The sequence below is a fragment of the Intrasporangium sp. DVR genome, assembly GCF_040365325.1.
Lineage (GTDB): Bacteria > Actinomycetota > Actinomycetes > Actinomycetales > Dermatophilaceae > Intrasporangium.
Window position 1 is genome coordinate 583041 of record NZ_BAABZW010000005.1, and the last position, 24776, is coordinate 607816.

At 65.0% G+C, this 24776-nt stretch carries 24 protein-coding genes and 2 tRNA genes; 6 read left to right on the plus strand and 20 right to left on the minus strand.

Annotation, left to right across the window (positions count from 1 at the left end; translation table 11 throughout):
- The first annotated feature begins 59 nt into the window (after nucleotides 1-59).
- The 3 genes from ABWV20_RS07245 to ABWV20_RS07255 all read left to right on the plus strand — a co-directional run bounded on the left by ABWV20_RS07245 (nucleotide 60) and on the right by ABWV20_RS07255 (nucleotide 446).
- Nucleotides 60-136: transfer RNA gene (locus ABWV20_RS07245), tRNA-Ile, on the plus strand.
- A gap of 27 nt (nucleotides 137-163) precedes the next feature.
- Complete coding sequence (locus ABWV20_RS07250) at nucleotides 164-349, plus strand: DLW-39 family protein (RefSeq protein ID WP_353354157.1); 186 nt, start codon at nucleotides 164-166, stop codon at nucleotides 347-349.
- 21 nt (nucleotides 350-370) lie between these two features.
- Nucleotides 371-446 (plus strand) — tRNA-Ala (locus ABWV20_RS07255).
- A 76-nt stretch (nucleotides 447-522) separates the two neighbouring features.
- On the opposite strand, the gene ABWV20_RS07260 is transcribed toward ABWV20_RS07255, so the two are convergent.
- The 8 genes from ABWV20_RS07260 to ABWV20_RS07295 are packed head-to-tail and all read right to left on the minus strand — an operon-like array spanning nucleotide 523 to nucleotide 6256.
- On the minus strand, nucleotides 523-1728 hold the full coding sequence (locus tag ABWV20_RS07260; protein WP_353354158.1) for a tyrosine-type recombinase/integrase: 1206 nt from the start codon (nucleotides 1726-1728) through the stop codon (nucleotides 523-525).
- A complete protein-coding gene (locus ABWV20_RS07265) occupies nucleotides 1728-1931 on the minus strand; it encodes an excisionase family DNA-binding protein (RefSeq protein ID WP_353354159.1) in 204 nt (67 codons plus the stop codon). Before ABWV20_RS07265 ends, ABWV20_RS07260 begins: the two co-directional genes overlap by 1 nt.
- A 4-nt stretch (nucleotides 1932-1935) precedes the next feature.
- On the minus strand, nucleotides 1936-3471 hold the full coding sequence (locus ABWV20_RS07270) for a replication initiator (protein WP_353354160.1): 1536 nt from the start codon (nucleotides 3469-3471) through the stop codon (nucleotides 1936-1938).
- Nucleotides 3468-3848, minus strand: a complete 381-nt coding sequence (locus tag ABWV20_RS07275; protein WP_353354161.1) for a WhiB family transcriptional regulator — start codon at nucleotides 3846-3848, stop codon at nucleotides 3468-3470. The genes ABWV20_RS07270 and ABWV20_RS07275 overlap by 4 nt, the downstream gene beginning before the upstream one ends.
- Nucleotides 3845-5266, minus strand: a complete 1422-nt coding sequence (locus ABWV20_RS07280) for an FtsK/SpoIIIE domain-containing protein (RefSeq protein WP_353354162.1) — start codon at nucleotides 5264-5266, stop codon at nucleotides 3845-3847. The genes ABWV20_RS07275 and ABWV20_RS07280 overlap by 4 nt, the downstream gene beginning before the upstream one ends.
- Nucleotides 5263-5517, minus strand: a complete 255-nt coding sequence (locus ABWV20_RS07285; RefSeq protein WP_353354163.1) for a hypothetical protein — start codon at nucleotides 5515-5517, stop codon at nucleotides 5263-5265. The genes ABWV20_RS07280 and ABWV20_RS07285 overlap by 4 nt, the downstream gene beginning before the upstream one ends.
- Complete coding sequence (locus ABWV20_RS07290; RefSeq protein WP_353354164.1) at nucleotides 5517-5765, minus strand: hypothetical protein; 249 nt, start codon at nucleotides 5763-5765, stop codon at nucleotides 5517-5519. Before ABWV20_RS07290 ends, ABWV20_RS07285 begins: the two co-directional genes overlap by 1 nt.
- 32 nt (nucleotides 5766-5797) lie before the next feature.
- The gene (locus ABWV20_RS07295) at nucleotides 5798-6256 is read right to left on the minus strand and encodes a plasmid replication, integration and excision activator (protein ID WP_353354165.1); all 459 of its coding nucleotides are present in this window, start codon (nucleotides 6254-6256) and stop codon (nucleotides 5798-5800) included.
- A gap of 368 nt (nucleotides 6257-6624) precedes the next feature.
- Between ABWV20_RS07295 and ABWV20_RS07300 the strand changes: the two genes are divergently transcribed.
- Both ABWV20_RS07300 and ABWV20_RS07305 read left to right on the plus strand, forming a co-directional pair.
- Nucleotides 6625-8487: a DUF262 domain-containing protein gene (locus tag ABWV20_RS07300; RefSeq protein WP_353354166.1), complete on the plus strand. Its 1863-nt coding sequence runs from the start codon at nucleotides 6625-6627 to the stop codon at nucleotides 8485-8487.
- A gap of 174 nt (nucleotides 8488-8661) precedes the next feature.
- Entirely contained in the window at nucleotides 8662-9537 is an 876-nt protein-coding gene (locus ABWV20_RS07305) for a TY-Chap domain-containing protein (protein WP_353354167.1), read from the plus strand.
- Here ABWV20_RS07305 and ABWV20_RS07310 read toward each other — a convergent pair.
- The 10 genes from ABWV20_RS07310 to ABWV20_RS07355 form a co-directional block, all read right to left on the minus strand.
- On the minus strand, nucleotides 9534-10748 hold the full coding sequence (locus ABWV20_RS07310; protein ID WP_353354168.1) for an MFS transporter: 1215 nt from the start codon (nucleotides 10746-10748) through the stop codon (nucleotides 9534-9536). The genes ABWV20_RS07305 and ABWV20_RS07310 overlap by 4 nt on opposite strands.
- Nucleotides 10745-10966: a DUF397 domain-containing protein gene (locus ABWV20_RS07315; RefSeq protein ID WP_353354169.1), complete on the minus strand. Its 222-nt coding sequence runs from the start codon at nucleotides 10964-10966 to the stop codon at nucleotides 10745-10747. The genes ABWV20_RS07310 and ABWV20_RS07315 overlap by 4 nt, the downstream gene beginning before the upstream one ends.
- Nucleotides 10967-10986: 20 nt before the next feature.
- Entirely contained in the window at nucleotides 10987-11802 is an 816-nt protein-coding gene (locus ABWV20_RS07320; protein ID WP_353354170.1) for a helix-turn-helix domain-containing protein, read from the minus strand.
- Nucleotides 11803-11906: 104 nt separating this feature from the next.
- A complete protein-coding gene (locus tag ABWV20_RS07325; RefSeq protein WP_353354171.1) occupies nucleotides 11907-12605 on the minus strand; it encodes a hypothetical protein in 699 nt (232 codons plus the stop codon).
- A complete protein-coding gene (locus ABWV20_RS07330) occupies nucleotides 12598-13716 on the minus strand; it encodes a C40 family peptidase (protein ID WP_353354172.1) in 1119 nt (372 codons plus the stop codon). The genes ABWV20_RS07325 and ABWV20_RS07330 overlap by 8 nt, the downstream gene beginning before the upstream one ends.
- A gap of 1 nt (nucleotide 13717) precedes the next feature.
- A complete protein-coding gene (locus ABWV20_RS07335) occupies nucleotides 13718-14332 on the minus strand; it encodes a hypothetical protein (RefSeq protein ID WP_353354173.1) in 615 nt (204 codons plus the stop codon).
- On the minus strand, nucleotides 14325-16322 hold the full coding sequence (locus tag ABWV20_RS07340) for a hypothetical protein (RefSeq protein ID WP_353354174.1): 1998 nt from the start codon (nucleotides 16320-16322) through the stop codon (nucleotides 14325-14327). Before ABWV20_RS07340 ends, ABWV20_RS07335 begins: the two co-directional genes overlap by 8 nt.
- 41 nt (nucleotides 16323-16363) lie before the next feature.
- Nucleotides 16364-18880, minus strand: coding sequence for an ATP-binding protein (locus ABWV20_RS07345; RefSeq protein WP_353354175.1), 2517 nt, complete (start codon nucleotides 18878-18880; stop codon nucleotides 16364-16366).
- Nucleotides 18877-19329, minus strand: a complete 453-nt coding sequence (locus ABWV20_RS07350) for a hypothetical protein (RefSeq protein ID WP_353354176.1) — start codon at nucleotides 19327-19329, stop codon at nucleotides 18877-18879. The genes ABWV20_RS07345 and ABWV20_RS07350 overlap by 4 nt, the downstream gene beginning before the upstream one ends.
- 5 nt (nucleotides 19330-19334) lie before the next feature.
- The gene (locus tag ABWV20_RS07355) at nucleotides 19335-19586 is read right to left on the minus strand and encodes a hypothetical protein (protein ID WP_013490916.1); all 252 of its coding nucleotides are present in this window, start codon (nucleotides 19584-19586) and stop codon (nucleotides 19335-19337) included.
- Nucleotides 19587-21153: 1567 nt separating this feature from the next.
- Between ABWV20_RS07355 and ABWV20_RS07360 the strand changes: the two genes are divergently transcribed.
- Nucleotides 21154-22461: a hypothetical protein gene (locus tag ABWV20_RS07360; protein ID WP_353354178.1), complete on the plus strand. Its 1308-nt coding sequence runs from the start codon at nucleotides 21154-21156 to the stop codon at nucleotides 22459-22461.
- Here ABWV20_RS07360 and ABWV20_RS07365 read toward each other — a convergent pair.
- A complete protein-coding gene (locus ABWV20_RS07365) occupies nucleotides 22415-23191 on the minus strand; it encodes a DNA-methyltransferase (protein ID WP_353354180.1) in 777 nt (258 codons plus the stop codon). The genes ABWV20_RS07360 and ABWV20_RS07365 overlap by 47 nt on opposite strands.
- 2 nt (nucleotides 23192-23193) lie before the next feature.
- Nucleotides 23194-24042, minus strand: a complete 849-nt coding sequence (locus ABWV20_RS07370; RefSeq protein ID WP_353354181.1) for a DNA methyltransferase — start codon at nucleotides 24040-24042, stop codon at nucleotides 23194-23196.
- Nucleotides 24043-24776 lie beyond the last annotated feature (734 nt).

A 24776-nucleotide genomic window follows, 5' to 3' on the forward strand; every position in this document is an offset into this window, starting at 1 on the left:
TGTGCCCTCGCGTCGAGGATTCGATCCGAGATCCGCCTCGACCGCAAGAAGGTGACGATGGGCCTATAGCTCAGACGGTTAGAGCGCTTCCCTGATAAGGAAGAGGTCACAGGTTCAAGTCCTGTTAGGCCCACCATCACCGCCGCCACGAGAGGAACAGAGCATGTTCAAGCGTCTTGCCCTCATCGCCGGAGCCATCGCAGGGGTCGCCTTCTTCCGGAAGAAGGCCCGCCAGCAGCAGGCCGAGCAGGACCTGTGGAACCAGGCCACCGACGACGTCAAGGCACAGACGCCCGCTCCCGCGCCCTCTCCGGCAGCCGACCAGGACACGCCCGCCGCGACGTCCTGAGTCCCGCGGGCTCGCCCGCTCGGGGCCATGGCGCAATTGGTAGCGCACCTGCTTTGCAAGCAGGGGGTTAGGGGTTCGAGTCCCCTTGGCTCCACCACAGGTCAGAGGCCCTTTCCCACTCCGGGAGAGGGCCTCTTTCGTGCCCTGATTCCAGCAAAGTACGGCAACAGTGCTCACTGGAACGCCTCCCCCAGCCGCTTGAGAGCCTCCTTGGTCGAAGCAGCGGACACCTGGGAGTAGATGTCCATCGTGACGGCGATCTTGCTGTGGCGCAGGATGGCCATGGCCACGCGCGGGTGTACGTCGAGGGCCACGAGCAGGGAGGCGCAGGTTCGACGGGTCGAGTGAACCGGGATGACCGGAACTCCCGCCCGGCGGACGCTGGAGCGGAAAGCGCGCTGGAAGTTCCGCGGATCGATGGGGTCCCCGAACCGTGTGGTGAGGACGAGGCCGGCATTGGCCCAGGCCTCGCCGGCTGCCAGCCGCAGTCGGTTCTCAGTGTGGCGACGCTGCTTCAGGCCCTCGAGACAGATGTCAGGCAAGGGCAGAGGCGCCTCAGACGAGTGAGTCTTGGTCTTGCGTCTGACCAGTTCACCGTCGATCCGCTGAAGCTGCCAGCTGATCCGCGCCTCGCGCGTCGGCAAGTCAATGTCATCCCAGGCGAGTCCAAGCAGCTCCCCACGACGGAGACCGAGGATGAGCATGAGAACGTACCCCGCGTACAGGGGGTCATCGTTCGCCCGCGCTGACTCGAGGAAGCGTCGGGCCTCCTCAACGGTCCAGTGAGCACGCTTGCGGGCCCGTGGGACAGGTACCCGCACCAGCCCGGCAACGTTCCGGGCGACCAGCTCCTCACGCATGGCCTCGCTGAGCAGGCTGCGGAGCACAGTCCAGGCCTGGTGAACAGTCCACTCCGAAGCCACCTGTCTGCAGCAGCGGCCGGCAGCACAGCACCTCGGTTGCTCCCTGGCTCGATCCTTACCCTGAGCACAGCACTGACACCGGTCGCGAAGGTCGTTGAGCCAGACGCGCACATCCCGGACACTGAGCCGGTCGATGCGCTTCCCGCCCAAGTCCGGCTGGATGTAGTGCCGGAGGAAGAGCTCGTAGTTGGACGAGGTACTGGGGGCGAGATTCGGCTTGACGACGTCCTTGAGCCATCCCTCGGCGAACTCACTCAGCCGCGGCGTTCTGGATGGGACCGGGCCGCGACGTGCCCGCTCGTGGAGCGCCAGCCACTTTTCGTGGACGACCTCGCGCGTCTTTCCGTAGACGACACGGCGCACCCGGCGACCCTCCGGAGTCACGACCCACACGTGAGCGGCGTAGCCGTTCCGGTAGGGGTAGATGGACCCTTCTCCGTTTCCCCTCTTGGCCATCACAGCTCCTGCTCGGACTCCGCGACCTTGAGGGCGACGTACTCGTCGACCCACTGCGGCAGGATGCGCCGCAACTTGCCGTCCTTCACTGACTTGAGGTCGCCCGAGATGATGGCCATGCGGACCTTGGTCTCTCCGTATCCGAGCATCTCGGCGACCTCGGCGACGGTGTGCCAGCGGCGCTTGATCTCGTAGGTGGTCATGGCCTCACGCCTCGCTCTCGACTTCGCTGTCAGTTGCCGAACGGTTTTCCACAGGTGGTCCCGTGGAGACTTGGGCCGCCTTGGCCCGGTCATACTCGTTGCGCCACCGCCGTCGCTCGAGGACTGAGGCGATGATCGCCTCGGAGGCCTTCTGGGGAGGGAGGTGCACGGTCTGCCAGAGGTAGCGCGGCTCGCCGTCGGTCGCGAGGGTCTCGCTGGACATCCGGTCTGCTTCGGGAGCGGTGTAGCCGGCCTCCTCGAGGACCTTCTTCACGACGGCGGCCCGGTCTGCGCGGTGGTCGGAGAGGGTCTTGCCCGACCAGCCACGCGAGACCTGGACTCGACGACCTCCGACGCCGAGGTTCTCCCTGTCGTGTGCCGCCGAAGGACATCGTCCCGGCTGGAGCCCTGGGCCAGCCTGCTTGGGCTGGATGCCGAAGCGGAGCCAGTTCGCGCAGCTCGGCGTGCAGGGCAGGTACCGGACTTCGTCGTGGAGTCGGTCGATGTGCGCCTCGTACGCGGCGTCGAAGACCTCAGCATGGGTGTAGGTCTCAGCGACGGCCTTGGTGAGGTACTTCGTGAGGTAGCGGACGGATCGGTCAGCGTCCGGGGTTCCTCCGAGCAACCCCTTGATGTCGACCTGGCGTCCGAACGACAGGGTGTGCATCGGCCGAGCGCCTGGATCCTCATCGAGCTCGGCCATGGCGTCCTCCCACGTGGTGAGAGGAATCGCCGTGTCGGGATCGAGGTAGTCGACGCCATCCCAAACCGGGACGCGATCGACGTACACCGGCTCGTCGCAGGGTGGCCACCAGACCTGGGCGTAGGTCGCCCGTGTGACCTCTCGCAGGATCGAGCGAGGGATGGCCCCGCGGAGAGCGACGTGGAAGTGGGGTGCGAGGCGTCGCTGGGCTTCGATGGCGCCGAAGTACTGGACCTTGAAGCCGGCGCAGCGTCGGAGGTTCTGGATCCACCGATCGAGCAGCTTCGTGAAGTGGAGGGCGTCGAAAGCGGCCGTTCGGTAGTCGTAGCTGGATGGGTCGGTGGGGACGCCGCGGCCCATGGCGATGGAGCCGTAGGACGGCAGCGTGAGCGTGACGAACATCGAGGGCCGGTAGCGACGGCCGAGGTTGCCCTCGAAGACTGCGCCGATGGTGCGGTTCTCAGACGGCTTGAGCGGAAGGTCTGCCACGTCGGAGCGTCGTCTGGTGGAGCGGACCCGTCGCTCGGGGACTTCCTCCTCGTCGACGACCTCGTATTCCTCCTCGAGCTCGTCTGGTGCGTCCTCCGGCTCTTGCTCGGGTCGGGTCGGCTCGTGCTCGAGGTGCCAGCCTTCGGCGCACTGCTGGATTCGGAGCCGGCGAGCAGCGTTGGCGCAGCTGGGGCACCGAGTTTCACGAGTGGACCGGCACGGCATGACGACGACAGTGGTGTCGCCGGTCTGCCGGTCGGTGACACGGTTGAGCAGCGGACGCACGCACACCCCCTCCTTGAGGGCCAGCTCCTGCACAACCTCGGGCTCGAACATGGAGCTCTTCACGCCGCCCGCCTTTCGCCGCCGAAGACGGAGCGCAGCACGGAGCCCAAGGTCTCCCCCAACGCCAGGCGCCGGTGGAGGGGGCGGCGTTCCACGGGGTTCAGGCCACCCCAGACGCCGAACTCCTCGCCGAACACGAGCGCAGACGCGAGGCACATGTCACGCACGGGGCACTCCTGGCAGATGGCGGCCGCCCTGCGACTCTTGAGTGTGTTCGGCTGGCCGAACCAGCGGTCGTGCTCGTCGCCTCGACAGGAGCCAGCCCGCATCCACTTCGCCCGCAACAGCGCCTCGGGTGAGGGACCGTCACCGTGGTTGATGGTGTCGTCGGCGCGACCGTACTTGTGCAGGAACACGCCCGCGTTGACCTGAGCTCTCATTGCACTTCCTCCCACTGGGTCTGCCCGCCGCTGACCTGTGTCGCCAGGTCGGCGATGGCGTTGTCGTTGACGTATGCCGCGCGCACGCGCTTGATCTGGCGGGTTCCCTCGACGCGGACGAACGCGACACCGGGTGTCAGCTCGCTGATCTCGTCGGCCTTGGCTCCCATCTCTCTGGCGCCGTCGCCGAGGACCATGGCGACCTGGAGGGGGTTGTCGAGACGCATGGCGACGCGGGTCGGGAAGAGGTCGCGCCAGCCGACGATGTCCTTCCCCGGGTCTTGGACGGCGGCAACCACGGTGATGCCGCACGCGCGACCTTGGGTGAGCAACAGTCCGAGCGCGGTATCGATGCGTCGGGTAACGGCCCGGTCGGCGAAGGCCGTGAGGGTGGCGAGCTCGTCGAGGAGCGCGACGATGTGCGGGGAGCCGGCTCGTGCGAGGTGGCTTCGCTGGCCCGACTCGGCAAGCTCCTTCGCGCGAGCATCCTTGAGGACGACGAGGTCCTCGAGCATGGCGCACATTTCCTCCGCCGTGGTGTCCTCGAACCGTGCGAAGAGGGCGCGGCCGGGCCGGAGCTCCATGCCGCCCTTCGGATCCACCGCCCAGACTTCGACGAGACCTTGGTTGATCCCCGGGGTGAGCGCTCGAAGCATGGACCAGAGCACTGAGCTCTTGCCCGCCCCTGTGGCGCCGGCGATGAGTAGGTGGGTGCCCGCCAACCGCAGGTGCCAGACCGAGCCGTCCTCTGCATGGCCTACCGGCACCGCCGCCAGGTCAGGAGCGTCTGGTTGGGGCAGGGGCAGGATCGGTGCCGCGAGCTGGTCCGCTCTGCGAAGCTCGAGCCAGACCCTGCCCGGGCGGTCAGGGTGGATCCTTGCGGCCGAACAGCGAAAGGCGTGCGCGATGGCGTCAGCTTTGGCTGCGACGTCGTCCGGGGTGAGGCCCGTCGGGAGCCGGAGAAGCAGTCGGTCGGATCCTGCGGTCGTGGAACGCACCCGCAGCAACGACACCAGCTCAGGTTCCCGGCCCCGACCGAGACGTCCGTCGTGGGCGATCAGGTCGGTCCGGTGGGCCACACTCGACCATCGCAGCCGGTAGACCGCATTTCTGGCCATGAACGCCGAACGGCCCGAGACGTGCCTATGGAAGCTCAGCGGAGCCATGAATCGCCACGCTCCGAGGAGGGCTGCGAGCACGACCAGGACGAGCGCGGCCGCTTTCGGGCCCATGAGGACTCCACCCGCGCTCACGAGTAACACCGGCAGTGCGACAGCCGGGAACCGCACTGTCGTGACGAGGGCTGACCCAAGGGCGCGGATCAGCCCGAAGACTCCGAGGACCACGGCCTCGAGCGCCACTGCTAGCAAGTCGTCGCTGTCGAAGAGCCCCGAACGGGCCTGACCCCGCGTGCTCACGGAGTCCTCGCTCTCCACAGCTCCCTGCGCTGCATCCCGATCTCGATGACGATGGCGCTCATGGCGTGCGACAGGATTCGGTGCTGGACCCGCAGGTCCGTGCTGGGAGCGTCCTTGAAACGCATCGCGAAACGCTCCAGCACGGACTGCGTGTCACAGGCCTCGCGGTAGAGGCGCACCATCTCGGCGTGCAGCTCGTCCGGTGCCGACTCGAGGAAGTCACACCACGCCTGGACGTCGTTGCCTCGCATCACGTCGCCCGCCTCACGAGCCGGATGCAGGCCTCCATGCACTCCACGGCCTGCGTGAGAGACCGGTTGGCGGAGCGCAAGGACAACACCATCTCGTCGTCAGGCGCGTCCTTCATGACGTTAAAGAGGCCACGAAGCTCTTCTTCGGCGTCCTGCATTCGGCGGAGCTTCTCGTTCATCGCCCGCTCGAGGAAGCCGGGGTGGACGCCGAGACTCTCGGTCCAGGCGACGGTGTCAACGGTGCGCATTCAGATCTCCCCGATCTCTCTGTCGCGGTGGCTCAGGCGGCCTTGTTGGGACTGGGGCTCGGGGCCGGCGCCGACTTGCCGGGGGCGGACATGCCATCGGCCCGGAGAGACCAGGCGTTCTGTGCGCCGCAACGGTGACCGCGACCCGGCTCCGGGGGCTTGCACTTCGACGTGTCGGTCCAGGGCGTGGCCGTCAGACCGTCGAACACGACGCGGGTGAACGGCGAGGAGCCGTCGGACGCCGGCGGGACGGGCTGCACCTTGGCGATGAGCTTCACGGAGACCGTGCGGTTCTTCTTGGTGGCCTCCGGGTCGGCGTCGAGGACGTCGACGGTCCACATCGGCAGACCAGTGTCCTTGTCGACCTGCTGGACCTTGTTGTCCTTGGTCGAGCGGTCGTAGTCGACGACCGGGGTGACCTCCGAGACCAGGTACGCCCCGTGCGGGAACACCTCGTCGTGGGAGATCTTGAGCTTGCGTGCGATGGCCATGTGCGTCTCCTTGGTACCTGCGCGATGCCCTATGCACCACTGCATGATTCGACTATGCAGTGGTGAATAGACTCCTGTCAAGCGATGATGCTCACCGAGCTGTGCGACGACCTAGATGCACTTCAGGCACAGGCAGACCGTGACAGCCACGCGTAACCCGCTGACCAGTGAAAGGTCCACGAAGCCGCCTCTGACGCACGCGCTACACCAGAGGACACCTCGCGGGCGCGGATGCGAGACCGGTTGAGGGACCGGGTACCGCTCATATCTCGCTCGTCGCCACAGCAAGCGCTCAAACCGCCCTTTGCGCAGGGAGGGGGTGGGAGACTCGTCAAGGCAGGGGGTCTCAGCAGGGGAAAGGAACAGGGATGGCTGGGAGTTACGAGAAGCCCATCACGATTGAGAGCGCGATTAGGAACATCGTCGAGCGTCGCTATCTCCTCCCGTCGATCCAGCGGAACTTCACATGGCGCATGGACCAGATAACCCGTCTCTTCGACTCCGTGATGCAGCACTACCCCATCAATAGCCTCATGCTCTGGCGAGTCGACTCCGCGGCGGTGCGCGAGGGATTCCGGTTCTATTCTTTCCTCGAGAAGTACGTCCAGCGATTCGCTGAGAACAATCCCAACTTCGACACCAAAGGACACGGTGAGTTCTTTGCCGTAATCGATGGACAGCAGCGTTTGACCTCGCTCTACATCGGACTAAAAGGTAGTTACGCCATAAAGCGCCACCGTCTCTGGTGGCCGAAAGCATACGATCCCGCAGTTCTGCCGCCGCGGAAGCTCTATTTGAACCTGGCTAAGCCTCTAGATCCGGAGGCGAATGAGGGCCAGATGCTCCATGACTTCCAATTCCTGACCGCGGACAACATCTCCAGAAAGACTGTCGACGAAGAGAATATCTGGTTCGAAGTCGGCGAAATCCTGGACTTCCCCACGGTGGAGACCGATGACGAAATACTCGATCACGTCCTCGACTACCTCGACCGAATCGGTCAGTCCGGGAACAAGCACGCCCGAACCACTCTGTTACGCCTCTACTACGCTATCCGGCGCGAGCTGAACCTCAACTATTATGTCGAGGAGAGTCAAGAGATCGACCGCGTGCTAGACATCTTCATTAGAACGAACCAGGGCGGCACCCCTCTGTCGTTCTCCGACCTGCTCATGTCCATCACCTCAGCAAACTGGGAAGACGCACGTGAGCGGGTGGACGAGCTAGTCAACCTCGTGCGCACTGAGTTCTTGTTCTCCATCGACCGCAACTTCGTGATGAAGACGGCCGTTATGGTCACAGATGCTGACGTCCGCTTCCAGGTAAAGAATTTCGACGCGACCAATGTCGCGAGGATCCAGGGTTCGTGGGACGACATCCGAGACTCGATCGTCGAGTCGTTCAGACTGGTTAGCAGATTCGGGCTCAACGACGCCTCCCTCCGCGCCAAGAACGCTGTCATCCCGATCGTCTACTATCTCTTTCACAAGGGACGCGATCTCGATGCGGGTTCCCGTGGACGGTTCACCACCATCAACAGGCCGATCGACCATCACGAGGACCGCGCCCAGATCCGACAATGGCTACTCATGTCGCTCCTTCGAGGGGTGTTTGGTCGAGCCGGCGACAATCTCCTTAACGGTCTGCGCACCATCATCAAGCAGAGCCTTGGCCATCCAGGAGGGTTTCCTCTACCGCAGATCCTGAACAACTATCAGGGCACCGCGCGGGACCTGACATTCGATGGCGAGTTCGTCGACCGACTGCTGCGCACGCAGAAGGACGACCCTGCCTGCTATTCGGTCTTGGCTCTGCTGCAGCCGGACGTCGATATCAGCCAGGCGTTGCATATCGACCACCTCCACCCTGCCGCGGCCTTCAGCAAGAGCAGACTCGACCGGATCCCATCAATCGCGAATGATCCGGAGCTTCTCGCCTTTTATCGAGAACCCGAGAACTGGAACGGCATCATCAACCTACACCTCCTGTCAGACACCGAGAATCTCTCCAAGTTGGACAAGCCACTCAAGCAGTGGCTTGAGTCTCTGCACGGCAAAACCACCCTGGACCCGAAAATCCCGCCAGGCACCGACCTGTCCTTCGAGGCCTTTCCCACTTTCATTGCCGCCAGGGGACAGCTCCTGAAGAAGCACCTCGAAGCCTTGGTAGGCCAAAGCCAGATGAGACCCATGAGGACTGCCCAGGACGATCAAGGTGACGAAGACGAGTGACGACCTTTCCCTGGGGACGCGCTCATGCGCGGGTCAACCGATCCGGCGCTCACACTCAGAGCCGCCTGTCAGGTGTGCCTCACTCCGTCTGGGGCACTTGCCGTCTGCCGTGACGGCAACGAACATGGAAGGGTGACCAGCGGCGCGAGTTTGCAGGCAGGTGGATCGCATGACGTGAAGGCCTACGACTCTGGCCTTCTTGAGCTAAACGTCGATGGGATGGGCCCGCTGATCGCGCATGCCACGTTCACGGCTGGAGAGCGAGACGATTGGATCATCGACTTCACCATTTGGACTAAAGAGGAGGAGTGGGACACGTGGGTATTCGTTGAGGGAAGTTACCGTCGGAGAGACCTGACGGTGTACTACAACAACGAATGGGACTGGGTGCGCATGGGCGGCTTCCTGTTCGACGACCTTCCCCAAGGTCTTGCCGCACTGCATCAGCCCGACGACGAGGACGCAGACGTGTTCTTCGATTCTGTTGTTCGCATTCTCAACCACACAGACTTTCTCTCGATCTCTCCCCTCCCAGACGGCCTCCTGAAAGACCACCCGGTTGGCGAGCCGTACCGGCTATCTGAGAGTGGGTGGTCCGAAGTCAACGGCTTGCCACTGTGGCGACCAGGGCCTCCCCCATCACCTGATGCCGAGTGGAGTCGCCTGCCCGAAAAGACATTCGTATCTGATGTGGTCCGCGAACTGGCAGAGTGGCTTCAGAAGGCCAAGCAAGAGGATAATTGGGTAACGAACATGAGGTATGGGGGGTACATACAAGTAGGACTGCGGCTGGATCGAGTCAGGGCCGAGGTCTCATCCGGAGCGGAGCTGGGTGGGTCAGCTTCCCTCACGCCGGGACAAGTCCGCCAGATCAAGGAGATCGGCTGGCGTCATCCGGTCTTGGGCACAGACGACTTCCCGAACTACTGGTACGAGTGGAAGCTCGGTGACCTCGACAAGGTGGACATTCCGTTGGCATATTCCGTCACCAAGATGGTGAAAGACACCTTGGAGTACGTCTTTGAATTGGCGGACCACGAGAGACCCTAATCTGACCGCCAAAAGAAGACTGCGGCGAGGACCGAGGCACTCCCAGCAATCAGGACCGCTTGCTGGAGCCCCAGAGATCCCGCGACCAAACCGTTGGCAAGGGCGCCAAGGCCCGCCGCGCCAATCCCGATCACGCGGGTTATGGCACTGACCCTTCCGAGCATTGCGTCAGGTGTCAGTCTCTGTCGAGCTGCACCGCCAAGAATCGTCACCGACATGGACGCCGCGCCCACCATCGCCAAAGCTGCAGCAGCCACCCATGCGTTCGGCATAGCTGCGACCATCAGCCACCCCAAGCCTTGCATCGCAAGTCCAGCGGCGTACAGCGTGCTGGCCCGAGGGCTCCGGCCGACCTTCGACACGACATAGCCGGCAAAGAGTCCACCGACCGCGGCAGAAGCGAGTAGAAGGCCGAAGCCTTGCTCGGTCACCTGAAGGCGATCTTTCGCGTAGAGCACCAGCGTTGCGTAAGCGAGGTTGTACACGAAGTTGAAGGAGCCCATGCCGATAGTCAGAGTGCGAAGCTCGCTGTGGCGCGCTAGGTAGCCCAATCCCTCGCGAATGGACAAGGCAAGCCGGAACTGCTCACCGACCCGTGCTGGCGGGTGCAGCGAACTTATGCCGACAAGTAGGGCCGCGGAGAGCAGAAACGTCGCGCCGTTCGCGAAGAAGGGTAGTCCTGCGGCCATCACAAACAGCGCGGCTCCAACGGGTGGCCCGATGAGACTGCGCCCGATGAGGTCCAGTGACCACATGCGTCCGTTTGCACGGGCCAGAACAGATGGATCGCGCCCCACCACGGCCGGAAGTGCAGCCTGAGCTGCGGGATCGAAGAAGCAGCTCGCCACGCCGAGCAGGAAAACACTCAGGATGAGAAGCCACATCTGAGCGACGCCGGCGATCACCGCGAGCCCGAGACCGCCGATGATCAGCGCCCTCACGAGATCCGCAATCACCATCGTCCGACGGCGTGGCCAGCGGTCCACGAGCGCACCCGCAGGCAGCCCGACGAGGAGCCACGCGGCATACGTCGCGGCAACGGTGAGGGAGACCTGGAAGGGGTCGTTCGTCAGTCGCGCAGCGAGCAGTGGCACGGCGGCGAGCACCATGCCCTGGCCCGCAATGGAGACGCCGGTTGAGGCAAGGAGCCGGCCGAGACCCCGTCCTGTTGGGACCTCGACCGTCTCCTCACGCTCCATGGCCGTGCTCATCCCGACTTTCGCAGCTCGTCGTAGTCGAACTCGCCGTTCCGGACACCGCCGGTGAACGCGCGCCATTCGGCCTCGGTGAACTCGAGGATGCTCCCTTCGCCGCGGGCCTTGGAGTCGCGGACACCCACCATCCCCGCTGAGTGGGCGACCTCGACGCACGCGCCCGTGTCGCTGATGACGGATTTGCGCCATGCAGCGGTGTTCCAGTCCGGCTTCATCACTGTTCCTCTCCTTGTCTTCACGACGCCCAGTCGCGCCGTGCACTCTCGATCGCGCGACGGGACTCGTCGACGTCGAGGGCGTCTTTGCGTAGCTGCTCGAACAGCCGCTCGTATGCCGTGATGTCACGCTCCGCGGACAGGTAGAGGTCCGCGGTCTGTGCCTCGACGAGCACGACCGGAGTGCCGGCCTTGAACTCGTAGAGGACGAAGGACCCTGCGACGTAGGTGGCCTTGGTCGACCCGAGGGTGACAACCCGCAGGTCGGCGAACCCCTCTTCGATGCGCTCGAGGAGCCGCTCCAGCTGGCTCGCCATGTCCACTCGCGTGGTCCTGAGCGATCGGCGAAGCACCGCTTCATCCAGGACCACGTCGTAGCGGACGCCGAGCCGCTCTCCGAGGAGCCTCTGGCGCTCGAGACGCTGCCCGACGACAGCCTCCGCGTCGAGGCCCGCAGCTTCGCAGATTCCGCGTGTGTAGGCCTCGGTCTGGAGCAGGCCCGGGATCCACGACGCCTGGTACTGGCGCAACCGCTTCACCCGCGTCTCCACGGCCTCGACGGCTGCCTGGCGTCGGGGAGCTCCCCCGGCACTGACGATCCACGCACCCTCGAGCCCACTGCTTCGAGCGACGGACCCAAGGATCTCTGCGCGTACCTCCTCGGCGACCCCGTAGTAGTTCAACAGCTCGGCGACCTCGCTGACGGACGCGCCGAAGCGTCCCGTCTCGACCCTGGAGATCTTCGACTGGGACCAGCCCAGGTCGCGGGCGACTGCTGAACCCGAGATCCCCGCAGCCTCCCGGATGCGGCGGAGCTCGGCACCTACCTCGATCATGGCGTCCTTCCATGCAGTGATGAATAGGACGACGATATACGCGGCGAGGACAGGGAATCGAGAACTCAGGCAGAGGGGCGCCGGAGGCGAGGGTGTCGTGGTGGTCATTGGATCCACACGCGGTCGATCGGGACGACGCGGACGACACGCTCGCCTGGCGCATACGAGTGCTGAGCCCACAGGTACCAGTCACGCTCGGTGACCACGCCCACGACGAGGTCACCGCCAGACCCGAGCTGCACCGGGGAGACGGCCCTCAGATCTTCATCGAAGTAGCCGTCTTCCACTTCCAACGTGACCCGAGTGCCGACCAGGTGATGCTTCCGGGCGACGCGCTGAAGAGGCTCGATCCGCGACAGGTTGGGATCGGTGATGGCGTTCTCGAGCCACGCATCGGGAGCTGTGGCTGTGGGGGTGTGCTCGTCGACGATGACGAGACGCTCGACCCAGACGCGAGACAGCCCGACCACGACTCGTCGATCTGAGTTCCCGGTGTAGAAGTCGGCCTCATCCTGCAGAACGACGCCGACTTCGTCGAGACCGTGTGCGTGTGGTGGCGCGTACGAGACGACGCGCAGGCTGTCGCGCCAACCGTATGCCGTGAGGCCGGCTCGGTGGTCGAGGCTCGTCATGAGGAACCTGGCTCGCAGGCCTCGGGGCGAGGATTGGCCTGGCGTGAGACGGTCCGTGAGGATTGCGGGTCTGCCCGCAGCCGCAGGCGTCAGCGCCTCACCAACTGGCTCGAGCCCGGCGACGAGGGCGGCGAACTGCGCGTCGAAGTCGCTGGCTTGGTACTCAGTCATGGTGGGCTCCTGCGACGACGGGTGGTTCTTGGGAAGCTGCCGGGCGGCCGACGTAGGCGAGCTCGTTGCGCCAGTAGGGCTGAGAGAGGAAGTCGTGGACGACCTCGACGGTCAGGCCCGTGCGGGGGGCGTGGATCATGCCGCCTTGCCCGTCGTACATGCCGACATGGTGGAAGAAGGTCGCGGGATCCCCGGGCGCGTGGAAGAACACCAGGTCTCCAGCTCTCCATGCCGCCGGGTCGAGCCCGACCGAAGGGAGAGCCGCGGCCTGGGCGCTGGCGACTCGAGGGATGCGGGCGCCCGCTTGGTGCCACGCGTACTGCGTCAGAGATGAGCAGTCGAATCCCACGATGCCGGCGCCTCGACCGAATCCCTCCCCGGGGCCGTTGATCGTCCCTCCGCCCCAGCTGTAGGGCGTGCCGAGCCACTTCAGCGCGGCGCGAACGGCCTCGCCTCCTGCGGTTCCGTCCATGGCCGAAGCGGCGGAGTAGCAGGCCGACGAGAGGATGGACGGTTCGCCGACGACTTGGACGGCCAATGCCTCCCACTTGGCGTAAGCGCTGGGGAAGGCGCTGCGCTGGACGGCTTGCGCGGCCTCGGTCACCGCCATGGACTCAAAGCCGGCGATGTCGAGGAGCCCCGGCTGACCGCCCCGTCCTCCGGTGTAGAACATCCGGGCGGACTGGACAGGGTCCATCCTTTCGGGGGTGCTGCCCCAGGCGGCCCGTTGCTGGAAGAGGCCGACGCTGTCACGGTCGCCGTGCGGGATGTTGACGAGGCTCGACTCCTGCATGGCGGTGGCGACGGCGATGACCCAGCCGTAGGACGGAACCTTGAGGTCCCGGCCCACGGCTACGATGGTGCGCGCGTTCCGGGTCTGCTCCCCTGTCAGGCCCGGAACGTCTTTGTCGCTCAGCTCCGCTCCCGGACACGCGCCACCGCTGGATGGCATCCCGGATTGCTCGCTCGAGGCGCCGAGCAGCGAGGTGAAGAGGATGACCGCGAGCAGCCCGGATCCGACCAGAGGGAGCACGACATAGGCGACGCGGCGGACCCGTCGCCACAGGAGCTTCTTGGCGAGGGCGGCAGCGAGTGCGACAGGGGCTGGCATCTCAGTTTCCTGCCTCGGGTGTGGCTGTGAGGACAGGTGTCGGAGCGCCGGGCACGTCGTCTGTCGGGCGGATGTCACCGACGAGGCACGCGGACCCGGTCGGCGCAAGGACGACGTCGAGGTGCCCCCCGTCGGTGGTGATCCGCGCGATGGGCAGGTCGCCGTTCTGGCCAACGAGCCGCGGCTCCCCTTCGACCTTGGTGGCCGGGACGTTTGCGGGATCGACGCTGCGCAACTCCTCGAGGAACGCGGGAGTCGCGTAGGGAGCCATCGCTGCTAGCCACACCTTCTGAGGACGGTCCGACTGCATCCACTCGTGAAGGAACCTTGCTGCGCTCGAGAGGCAGTCAGTGCCCGGTCTTGCGGCAACGACGGCAGCCGAGGTCTGGGTCGTAGTCGCGATCGGCTCGGTCGACGGCATAACCGTGGGTGCCGACTCTGTGCTTTCGGGGGCCACGGTGGACGTGACCTGGGCCGGCTCTTCGCCCTCACTGCCGACGGCAGAGCTGACTCGGCCGATGAGGGCGATGACGACGAAGAGCGACACCACGGTGATGGCCAGGTTGCGCCATGACCACAGCGGCCAGCGGAGGGCGCGGTTCAGGTTGTCACTCATCCGCTACTCCTCCTGAGTGTGCTTCGGGCAGCACGGTCTGCCTGGTTGCCGGGTCGTACAGTCGAGGACCGACGCCGTCTGGGCGGATCTCGGTGTGCGAGTCGTGAATCCGGGTGACCGGTGTCTCGCGGATCTCCGTGGGCAGCTCGTCGACGAGGACGCCGACCACGACCCTGTCCCGCGCGTGAGGCGTCTCGGCTGTGGACGGTCGGTGGACTCCATGACCACCAGAAGGAGCCGGAGACTCCGTGGGCGGTCGCAGGTCGGAAGTTCCTTCAGCGTTTGCTGGGACTCGGGACTCCCTTGCCGGGGCCGGCCACGAAGGCGCCGTGTCGCGGGGAGCGGTGCTGCGGATGCCGGGGTCTGCGGCTGAGACTGGGGTGCTCAACGGGACTGTGGCGGGCCGGCCGAAGGCCTCCACCGGAGGGCGCGCGCGACGGGTCGAGCGACGCCTGCGACGGCCTGAGCGACGGCGTGGGGCCTCTTCTTCGTCCTCGTCCTCTTCCGATTCCTCCTCTTCGCTCTCGTCGTCGTCATCGTCCTGCCCATGACGGCCGCGCCGGAGTCCACGACGCCTGACTCCACGGCCAGCGCGACGAAGGAGGGTCTGAGTGCTCGATGGGCGGCCGAGAATGTTCGTGAGCGACAACAGGGGCATCAGCATGATGAACGCCGCCACGGTCACGACGAGGCAGAGGACGAAGGTCAGCACGCCCATCCCGGCGCCTTCGGCTCGGGAGAGGATCGCGGCGATGAGGACGGTGTGAATCGCCGAGCCGGCCCCGAACGCGATCACGTTGATGACCGAGGCGCCCGCGATATTGCCGATACGCCGGACGATCGACGCCATGGGTGCGAGCACCCCGAAGACGGCCGCAGCAGGGAAGAACATCACGAGCAGCCGGAGCATGACCAGGCCGGCGAACATGAAAAGGTCGGCGACGAGCCGGAACAAGCCCGTGAAGAGGACGCCGATGAAGGCCATGAAGCCGGCACCGGCCCGACCCTTCGACTTGCCCTGCACCGCGGCATACGCGACGGGGTCCTTGTCCTGGATCTCCTGCGTGGTGGCGACCCAGTCGTTGGCCTTCTGCTCAGTCATCTTCTGGAGGCCGTCGGGCGTGCTCGAGGCCGTCGCCGCCTCGGTACGGCTGAAGGTGCTCTCCCGGAAGAGGACGGGACCCCACTTCTGGGCGGCTGCGCTGTTCGGGTCGCCGAACTGGCCACGTAGCCATGCCTGGTAGAGCACGTCATCGACGATGAGGGCACCCTGCGCTCTGGTCGGGTCGCTGCCCGCCGACGAGGTGAGCCCCGCGCTCGTCTGGTTGATGGAGGCGATGGACTGCGTCACGGTCTCGTCGAAGAAGCTCGCCGTGCGGGTTGGGTACTGCGAGATCCCCGAGAGGACCGCGAGCACCAGCAGTGCCCAGGCTGCGGCCGTCATCACCGACGACAGGTGACCTCGCAGCGAGTAGGCGAGGAGTAGTGCGGCCACGCCGAGAAAGGCGACCATGCCCCATGGCGACCAGATCCGCTCGTGCATACGCTGTGTGACGGTCCCGACGACGTCGTCCAACGGCGCCATGTACTCGTCGGGATGCGCGACCTTGTTGTGGATGCCGTTAGTAGCGGAGGCCATCCAGGTGGCGCCCGAGAAGAAGAAGTTCCCGAGGAACGTGTCCGTGGTGGCCTCGATGTCACGGACCGCGCCCCCACAGCCCAGGTCGTAAGTGCTCCACGACAGGCCGGCGTAACCGTACTGGTCGTAAACGGTGGTCGACCGCTGGGCGGCGAACGGGTCGCCCTGCGGTGGGATCGGGTCAGGTGCCGGGTCGAAGAAGCCGGGCAGCCCCGCGTCCGGCATGGCAGCGACGGGAGCGTCCTTGCAGTCCCAGGGTGTAGCGGGCAGGGTCGGAGTCGCGATGGCCTCCGAGCCCACCGCCACGCCGGTCATGATGGTGAGGAACAGGGCCACCAAGAGTCGCCGCACAAGGCGAGTCCGAGAGGGGGAGCCGAGGATCTTTCTGGTCATCACGCACTCGCCTTCTCGTCTTCGAGCTCCCGGGCTGCGCGGTTGCGTGCCTTGAGCGGCTCGGCGGTCGTGTTGAGTGCCTCGAGGAGGTGGGGATGGGCCGAGAGGTCCATGCGGATCCGCTCGATTCCTCCGTTGCCGTCGCTGAAGACGAACTCACGAGGCCCCCTGAGCCCGTCGCGGCTGGGCCTCGAGAGCGTGCCGAAGATCTGCTCGTACCCGAGCCCATCTCGGATGCCGGGGATGAATCGCAGGGCGTCGCGCTGGGCCTCCTCACCGGTGAGCCGGCCGATGAAGGCCGCGGAGCTGAGGTTGGCCAGGTCGAGCTTGAGCAGGTCGGAGGGGTTCTGGCTCGCCATGAGGACGCGCGTGTTGTGCTTGCGGGAGTCACGGGCGGCTCGGTCGATGAAGCGGCGGCCGGTGCTGAAGGTCGAGAGCGCCCACGCCTCGTCGATGAAGATGCCCTTCCGTGCGTTGATGTCGCCGAAGTACATGCCGCGTTGCGTGAGCCAGGCGGCGAGGTACATGACGCACATTGAGAGCCGCTCGTCGAGGTCCTCCGAGCCCGCCGTCGACTCGTCCGGAAGCGCGAGGCCGCGCAGCGAGTAGACCGTCAGGAGCGGCTCCGCCCCCGAGGGGTCGAGGGACTTGCCTGCCGGGAAGATGAGCCTGCCGTGGCTCGTCTTGGCCGCCTCGCGGAGGAAGTCGGCCATGTACCCGGCGTGACGCACAAGCGCCTCATCGCCCTCGAGCGACGCGAGCTCGGAGACGACCTGGTCGCACGAGCTCCACGCGTTGGCCGGCACCCGTCCCACGGCCCGGAGCAGGGCAACCTCGGTGAGGACGTGCTCCTGCAGCTGCCGGGGAAGCATGGCCCGCAGGACGCTGCTCGTGAGGAGCCGGCGGGTGTCTTGGGCCTGGTCCATCGCAGCTCGCCAGTCGCTCTCCTCGGCGTAGTGGTCTCGACGGGGTTCGGCGATGACTCGGTAGGTGCCGAGCGCGCCGGGCGTGGCGTCCAGGAGGTCGATGGCGCGGGAGTACTGCTCGAGCTCGGGAAGCCGGCAGAGGGCGGTGAGCCGGCCGGAGGGGTCCAGGACGGTCCAGGGAACGCCTTGGATGACGGTGCGGTAGATGATGTTGCCGCCTGCCGTCGACTTGCCGCCGCCGAGGCCCGCGCACAGGACCGCGAGACCTGACTCCTCTCCCCTCTCGGTCGCGAGCCAGGGCTCCCAGGTGACGACACGCGAGGAGGTGCCGGACGTCTCTCCAAGGTGGATGCCGATCCGGTCGCCGACCTTGGCCGTCGCTGCGGGTACGGCGGCCGCGAGCGTGGTGACCGGCATACGGCGTCGGTATGCCGTTGTGCTGAGCCGCTCACCCGGGATGAACTCACGTGCCACGGCGTACTGGTCGTGCGGGCGCGCGATGGTGATCTGCGGTGTGAAGAGCTTGCGCACGATGCCGGCCCGCTGGATCGCCTCCTCCTCGGTTGGGGCGGACACCGCGATGCGGTACCAACCAGAAGTGCGGGTCGAGAGGCCGGAAAGGCCCATGGAGATCTCGTCCTCGACGGTGAGGGCACGGGCGGCCTGACGGTCGAGGGCCCCGGGCGCCGGCTCCTGGTGCTCGACCTCGTAGTGGTCCCGCTGCGCCCGGATCTTCTGGATGTTCTGGCGTAAGGCTGTGCCGACCTTGGCAGCATCCTCGATCCGCACGCGGCCGGACCACTCGACGGGGAAGGGAAGCTGGTCGGTGCGCTGCATCCACGGGATCCCGGGTGGGATCTCGAGGTCGGTCATCCGGCCCACCGAGAGGACGCAGACGTGACGCTCGATGCGCTCGTCATCGTGCTCGCCGACGACCCGGATCGTCCGGCCATATGGGACTGCGAACCACCGGACGTGGTCGGTGAACTCGTGAAGGTCCGCGACGTCCCAGGCCTCGAGCTCGGCGGCACCCAAGGTGACCGGCGCGGGCAGGCCAAGGGAGCAGGACCTGTGGAGGAGCCACTCGAGCTGGCGGGGCGTCGCGGGCGCGGCCTCGATGCCTGGGGAGGCCATCAGCTCGTCGGTTGCCCGGACGTGACCCGACAGCGCGGCGACCTCACGGTCGGACATCGATCCCCAGAACGAGCCCAGCGCCTTGTAGGCCGGGCTTCGGGTCGGAATCTCGACACCGAGGTAGACCTCCTTGTCGGCCATGCTCAGAGAGGCGAGGCGCCGCTGGTCCGTGATGAGGTGGTCACGCCATGCGGGCAGCGGCGAGGGTGCGTTCGCGTCGTGGTCGGCGGCCCAGCGCGCGACCGGATAGGGACGCGTGGTAACTCGGATGTGGATCTCTCGGCGAACGAGCTGTCCGAAGACGTCGGCTCCGTCGACGATGAGTTGCTCTCGGACGCCGTCGGGCCGGAACGACCAGCCCTGGGGGTCGAGAAGGTACCAAGCCATGAGCTTGTCGCCGGTGATGGTGCAGTGGCCACTGATTCGGCGGAGTGCGAGGCCGCTCTTGCCGGTCATGAGGTCACCTCCTGCGTGTCCCCGGGATCGGTGGTGCCCGCGGCCGCAGCGGTCACGCTCTTCTTCGCCAGCCGGCGTTGGGCCCGGCTCAGGCGCGCGGGGACGGCACGCACCCGAGCCGGGCGGATTGTGTGCGTCGCAACCCGTGACTCCTGGCGAGGAGCGGAGACCTCGTGCACGAACGCGCCGAGGACCGCGGCCAAGGGCCGGTCGGGGTTGACGACGGAGAGGATCAGGCGCGTGAGCGCGACGGTCGCGAGAAGGCTGTAGGCCAGCGAGAAGAAGCCCAGCCCGATGCCGAGGCGTCGCTCGATGACCTGCAGAAGCAGGAACACGACCGCGCCAACGGCGTAGGCCACGTAACGGGCACGGAACGGCAGGGTACGGTTCGGCGGGCCGAGCCAGACAGCGTTGACGTTGTAGATCTCGTCATCCACGGGAAGTCGCATTGCATTCACCCCGTGATGAGCGAGGCCATCCAGGACCCCAAGCTGTCGGCCTTGCCGCTGGTCGCCAGGCCCAGGACCGCCAGCGCGATGATCACGCCGGACACGACCCGCATGGCCTTGGCGTTGTCGCCCCGCTGGGCGAGCACGAACAGCATCGTCGCGATGAGCAGGAGCAGCAGCGGGATGATGTTGGCTTTGATCCAGCCCTGCAGGCCGGTCGTGCCCGCGGCTGTGGCGAGCGTCTCCAAGGTGTGCATCTTCGTCCCCTTTCAGATGGTCTGGGGTAGTTCCCCGATCCATTAAGGAACGCAGCGCGGAGCGAGTCTAGAAACTTGCCAAGTCTTGACGAACTCCAGAACCGCTGTCCACCAAGCGTTTACGTTCGCGCTGCGCGCGAAGGAGGGACGTGGCTGAGAGCCGGGATGACCCCGTCGCGGACATCATCCGGGCCTCCCCGGTCGCGTCAAGGGCGCCTGCGGCGTCGCTGCGCGATGCCCTTCGGCCACCCTTGACCCGTCCGGTCCGGCCCTACTTCTGCTCCGCTAAGGGGATCATCCCTGCGGTGTGCCCTCACGCAGTTATCCACAGATGCGCGGCGGTGCCAAGGTGGTTGGAAGTCAGTAAGAGAGCGGACACGCCCGATTGGTAACTCAGAATCAAGGTGGGTGCCGTGCCGCCACACATCGGCGCTGCTTCACGCGGCTGCGACGATGAACCTTGTAAGGCCAACGCACTGGCGTCATACTGTCCGCGCTGGCGAGGTCCCTGAGTTGCTCTTCGGTGCCGTTGTTCGCTCGCCCATGTTTCGGGCCTGAGCTTGAACGCGCGACCTCCTGGCCAACCAAATCGAGGTCAGTCCGCGCTTGGCACTCCTATCGATCCGGGGCCTCAAGGATCACTGACAAGGCGACTAGCTGGCGGAGGTCAAGGCGCCAGTGAGGCGGCCGGAAAGGTGCACTGCGAGAGGGGACTGGCCATCCGAGCTCGGCGACGCTGGGATGGGACATCCCAACCCGATCGATCTCTCGAGCAACGTTCTGCATCTGCTCCCGTTCAAGCCGCCAGTAGTGGCCGCCCAGCAACCCCTTGCTTGGCTCGGTCTGGAGACCTAGCCAAGAGATTGCCCGTTGGGCCCTGATCCAGATCGGCCAAGGCGTCAGCCGATCGACCTGTCCGCGCACATGAAACTCGCGGTCTGACAGTCCCTCACGCAACTCAACAAAGTGTGTCCGGTAACGGCGCTTGTCGATCGCTTTGGGATTCAGGCTCCTGTACTCCTCGACGCCTTCAAAGCGAACGCGGCGCAAGGTGCCGTCGACGAGCAATCCATACTCGGATTCGAGCCGGCACCGCTCTGCTAGGTCCGCCGGCTCTCTCCCATCCATGGGCATGGTCAAAGCCTGCCATGAATCTAGGTTGGGGCCTGTCCATCCGTGACCAGGGGACGCTTACAACGTGGGTCCGTCGCTCGCGCGCGTCGTGGATCCGGTTGCGCTGCTCACACGGTATCCGCGGGACGCCGGCGGCGGCTTCGACACCCCCGGGGCTGGTGCCGTCGCCGTCGACAGCTTCCGGAAGCACTCTGTTGCCGAATAGACCTCTATGAGATCAAGGCGCCGGCTCCGCCGGCGGGCGCCTGCGGGCGGCGCTGGCGCGCCGTCCTCGCCGCCTCGACTAGGCCATTGCGGTCATTTCGCCGACAGAGACGCGTAATGCCACTAGCGTCCAGAGGGGACGAACCCGACAGGCTGTGGCCACGAGGCCGAGCAAATCATCAGACCGTCCGTGAGCCAGATTGGCCGCCAGCATGCAGGGAGTCGAGCCTTGAAAAACTACCCGAACCAAGCGTCCACCTTCGGGCGCATTCGGGACACCTTGGCGATCATCCACGAACTCAACGACCAGGGGGAGGACGCGACCGCGGACGAAGCGCTGGGCTACGCCGCTGCCCAGGCGGGCGTGTACACCTTCCGTGGCCTCGACGGCACCCATGCGACCCAGGCCGACGTCGATGCGCGAATTGATGAGGAGAAGGAGAAGCCCAAATCTAGTCAGGGGGTGCTCACGTTCGCCCGTGAACTGCGCAGGACTCTGCGGGACATGGGTTGGATCGAGGACAGCGCCCAAGTGACTGACGAGGGCAAGGCACTCCTTGCGACCGGGATTAATAGCGTCGAAGAGCAGGCCCTCTTGGTGGAGGGACTGCTGAGCATCCAAGCGTACGACAGGGGCCAAATTCACTATCACCATCCAGTGCGCACGATGCTGCGACTGCTGGCGCTTGCCCCGAGCCTTCATCGCGAGGGACTCGAGCTCGCACTTGCGCCGGTCGACGACTCCGATGCTGAGTTTGACCGTGTTGCCAAGCTGTACGGGCTCTCGAGAAGTGACCGGATGAAAGCGCTGGGTATAACTCAGCACCAACGCGCTAACGCGGTCAAGATCTTCCCGTCTCTAGCCGTAACGGCTGGTCTCATCGTGGAGGACGACCACGGGTATTTCTCCCTTTCCCAGGATGGTTGGAACATCATTGGCGGGGCATCCACGGCCGCCACGCTCCCTCCAGCAGCAGCGAAGAAGGCCATAGCACAACGCCGAGGCCGCCGCACGACCGTCGGAAAGTTGGTGACCACCGACTCCGTGGCGGCGCGCCGTGCTACCAAGCCCCCAAAGACCTTATCTCCGGAGGAGCAGGCACGGGCTGCAGAGAAACTGCAGGAGCGCACTGCCTTACACCAAGCCTTAGTCAAGCGTTTGGCCCTGCACATTGGCGACGGCGTCGGCGAACTCTTCGAAGACGAGTTCAGCTATGACCTACTTTGGGTGCCAGATGACGACTCGGCGCCACTCGTGCTCTGGGAGATGAAGTCAGTCTCTAACGAAACGGACGCGTACGCTCGGGCTCGCCATGCGGTTGGGCAACTCAGTTACTACCAGTACTTCCACGTCGAGCCCACTTGGACAGGGCGCACCATCGCTCGCGCCGCTGCCTTCGACGCCGATATCCCAGGCGCTCTAGCCGATTATCTGAACCACGATGGCATCGGGGCGATCGTTCACGAGGACAAGGACCAACCACGCGCGGTTAATTCGATTGGGCAGACAATCTTGGATCAGCTTCCGGAGACCTAAGTCGCTCCTGGGCGATTTGAATGAAGTCGGGATTGATTTCACAGCCCCAGTACTTGCGGCCATTTCTCACCGCAGACACCAACTCCGTTCCACTTCCTGCAAAGGGGACCACCACAAGGTCGCCCTCATTGCTGAAGTGTCGAACGATTCGGTCGGTTAGGCTCAGCGGCTTCTGCGTGGGATGGGCAACCCGCTCATCCTGGAATCGACGGCCCGCCAACGTCGGAAATCGCCAGACGTCGCCCGCCATGCGGCCTTCGGGGTTCGGCGTCCACACCTTGCCGTTTTTCACGATCTTGTGCTTTAACCGTTCGGTGCTCTTGTATGGCTCGCGCACCGGGTGGTAGGTGTAGCGTTCACTCTTGCTAAACCAGAGCAAAGGCTCATAGTGTGTCGCGAGCGTCTTTCGACTACGACTCCAACCATTCTCGTAGTGCCAAATTATCTGACGTCGGTAGTGCATGCCCAATTGATAGAGAAGCACCTGGATGTAGCACTGGTAGTGGTGGATTCCATAGATGAATATCTGCCCATCGTCATCCAAGACACGGATGCACTCTTTAATCCAAGTTTCCGACCATGGCAGCCACTCAGTTGACCTATTCCACTCGCGGTCGATGCCGAAGGAGGGTCCGACGTTGTAAGGAGGGTCGGCAATGACCAGTTGTGCCGCGCCGTCAGGCAGCTCGCGCAACTTCTCGATAGAGTCGCCTTGAATCAGGAGGTTCAAGCTCAGACCTTCCGCAAGATTACAATGTTCTGGTGATGCACATTCGGAACATATGCGTATGGGTAACCATAGGGAAACACTCGCTTGTGGCGCTGATACAGAACGTTCATCGCTTGAAGGGTGTACCCATACCTCTCAAGAGAGTTGACGATGTCCGCATGGAACATGTAATACCGGCTCTTGTGTCTGAAGTCGCCCACGATGAGCGCCATGTATCCCTTGTGTTTAAGGGCCTGGCCACAGGCCGCCAGAGTAGCCCCCAGCTCCTCGATAAATTCGTCGTAGTCCTTTATGTTCCCAAGGTCGCGGCTGTCGTCACCGTAATTGGTCGCGAGCCCCCGATCCACTCGCTCAGTCTTGACCTTGTGGTCGGCCTTCTTGTTCAAAATGCCCCAGTAGGGCGGGCTTGTGACGATCAAATCGACGCTGCCCTCTTCGAGCTTGGACGCCAAGATGCGCGCGTCACCCTCGTAGATGGTCTGTGGCAAGGTTTCGAGTCCCTGAGGCAGCTCTGTCGCGAGACGTACGCGCGTCAGTTCGGCAAAGTGGGGATACAGCTCGAAGCCGATACCCTCGCGACCCTCCAACGCGCAGGCCTTCAGCGTCGATCCGACGCCACTGAACGGATCGAGCACGCGGCCGCCCTGTTTTGACAGCATTCGGATGAGACGAGCGACATCCTGATAACTGAAAGGCGCGGGATGCAGCTTCTCGATGGCGGCCTCAGCGTGCGCCGCCCCGAGCCCACGCTGGGTCCACACACTGACGCTCTCGCTCAGCCACTCCTTGGAGGTGAGGTGGTTGAGTGTGTTCTTGGGGGACACCCGAGGCTCTTCCTCGTTGCTGGCCAACCTGTTCCTCCTCATGTGACGACTCCGGAAGCCTCGCAGGGTCCGCCGACAGTCTTGTAGAGCATGCTAGGCGGACCTGGAGGCCAGGTCGTTCCGGGGCTCGGCGTGTCCCCGGGTAGGCCCACATCACGGATCGAAGTGTTCGCGGTGCCTGGCTCAGCTGGGGTATGGCTACGTTTGTGCCCTCCCTTGCGAGGAGCGCAAGGGCGATCCGAGTAACGCTGCAGCGGCATCCTTGAGCAGGACCGTCGCGAGTCTTGGGCATCACCGAGCCCCCTGCAGTCCACGACCTGCTTGGGCTCGTCCGGCACAAGGCACTCCGACAGTGTGCAGGCACCGGCTGCACTCAGAGCCCGTTGGCGCCGAGCCGACCGCACGTACTGCAACGAAGTACTGCAACGCGATCGCCCGCGCACGACCCTCGACGACCCTGGACGGCTCCGTCCGTGTCTGGGCGAGAGACCCCGAGGAGTCCGCTTCGAGTTTGCAAGCAGGGGGTTAGGGGTTCGAGTCCCCTTGGCTCCACCACAGGTCAGAGGCCCTTTCCCACTCCGGGAGAGGGCCTCTTTCGTGCCCGTGGTCACCGGTCCCCCACTAGGCGCGCATCGTGCCGAAAGCGGAACCAGAGCTCGGCGGCCGGGATGGCCTCGAAGGGCCCGTGCCAGGCCTGAGTTGCTTCAGATTAGTGACCACCTTGGGCGAGGTCGTCGATCACTCGTTGCGCGTCGTCGGGG

Excerpts from the sequence above, each read along its gene's own strand:
- ABWV20_RS07250 (WP_353354157.1), top strand. The coding sequence starts at position 164 with ATGTTCAAGCGTCTTGCCCTCATCGCCGGAGCCATCGCAGGGGTCGCC.
- ABWV20_RS07260 (WP_353354158.1), bottom strand. The coding sequence starts at position 1,728 with ATGGCCAAGAGGGGAAACGGAGAAGGGTCCATCTACCCCTACCGGAAC.
- ABWV20_RS07265 (WP_353354159.1), bottom strand. The coding sequence starts at position 1,931 with ATGACCACCTACGAGATCAAGCGCCGCTGGCACACCGTCGCCGAGGTC.
- ABWV20_RS07275 (WP_353354161.1), bottom strand. The coding sequence starts at position 3,848 with ATGAGAGCTCAGGTCAACGCGGGCGTGTTCCTGCACAAGTACGGTCGC.
- ABWV20_RS07285 (WP_353354163.1), bottom strand. The coding sequence starts at position 5,517 with ATGCGAGGCAACGACGTCCAGGCGTGGTGTGACTTCCTCGAGTCGGCA.
- ABWV20_RS07290 (WP_353354164.1), bottom strand. The coding sequence starts at position 5,765 with ATGCGCACCGTTGACACCGTCGCCTGGACCGAGAGTCTCGGCGTCCAC.
- ABWV20_RS07295 (WP_353354165.1), bottom strand. The coding sequence starts at position 6,256 with ATGGCCATCGCACGCAAGCTCAAGATCTCCCACGACGAGGTGTTCCCG.
- ABWV20_RS07300 (WP_353354166.1), top strand. The coding sequence starts at position 6,625 with ATGGCTGGGAGTTACGAGAAGCCCATCACGATTGAGAGCGCGATTAGG.
- ABWV20_RS07310 (WP_353354168.1), bottom strand. The coding sequence starts at position 10,748 with ATGAGCACGGCCATGGAGCGTGAGGAGACGGTCGAGGTCCCAACAGGA.
- ABWV20_RS07315 (WP_353354169.1), bottom strand. The coding sequence starts at position 10,966 with ATGAAGCCGGACTGGAACACCGCTGCATGGCGCAAATCCGTCATCAGC.
- ABWV20_RS07320 (WP_353354170.1), bottom strand. The coding sequence starts at position 11,802 with ATGATCGAGGTAGGTGCCGAGCTCCGCCGCATCCGGGAGGCTGCGGGG.
- ABWV20_RS07325 (WP_353354171.1), bottom strand. The coding sequence starts at position 12,605 with ATGACTGAGTACCAAGCCAGCGACTTCGACGCGCAGTTCGCCGCCCTC.
- ABWV20_RS07330 (WP_353354172.1), bottom strand. The coding sequence starts at position 13,716 with ATGCCAGCCCCTGTCGCACTCGCTGCCGCCCTCGCCAAGAAGCTCCTG.
- ABWV20_RS07335 (WP_353354173.1), bottom strand. The coding sequence starts at position 14,332 with ATGAGTGACAACCTGAACCGCGCCCTCCGCTGGCCGCTGTGGTCATGG.
- ABWV20_RS07345 (WP_353354175.1), bottom strand. The coding sequence starts at position 18,880 with ATGACCGGCAAGAGCGGCCTCGCACTCCGCCGAATCAGTGGCCACTGC.
- ABWV20_RS07350 (WP_353354176.1), bottom strand. The coding sequence starts at position 19,329 with ATGCGACTTCCCGTGGATGACGAGATCTACAACGTCAACGCTGTCTGG.
- ABWV20_RS07355 (WP_013490916.1), bottom strand. The coding sequence starts at position 19,586 with ATGCACACCTTGGAGACGCTCGCCACAGCCGCGGGCACGACCGGCCTG.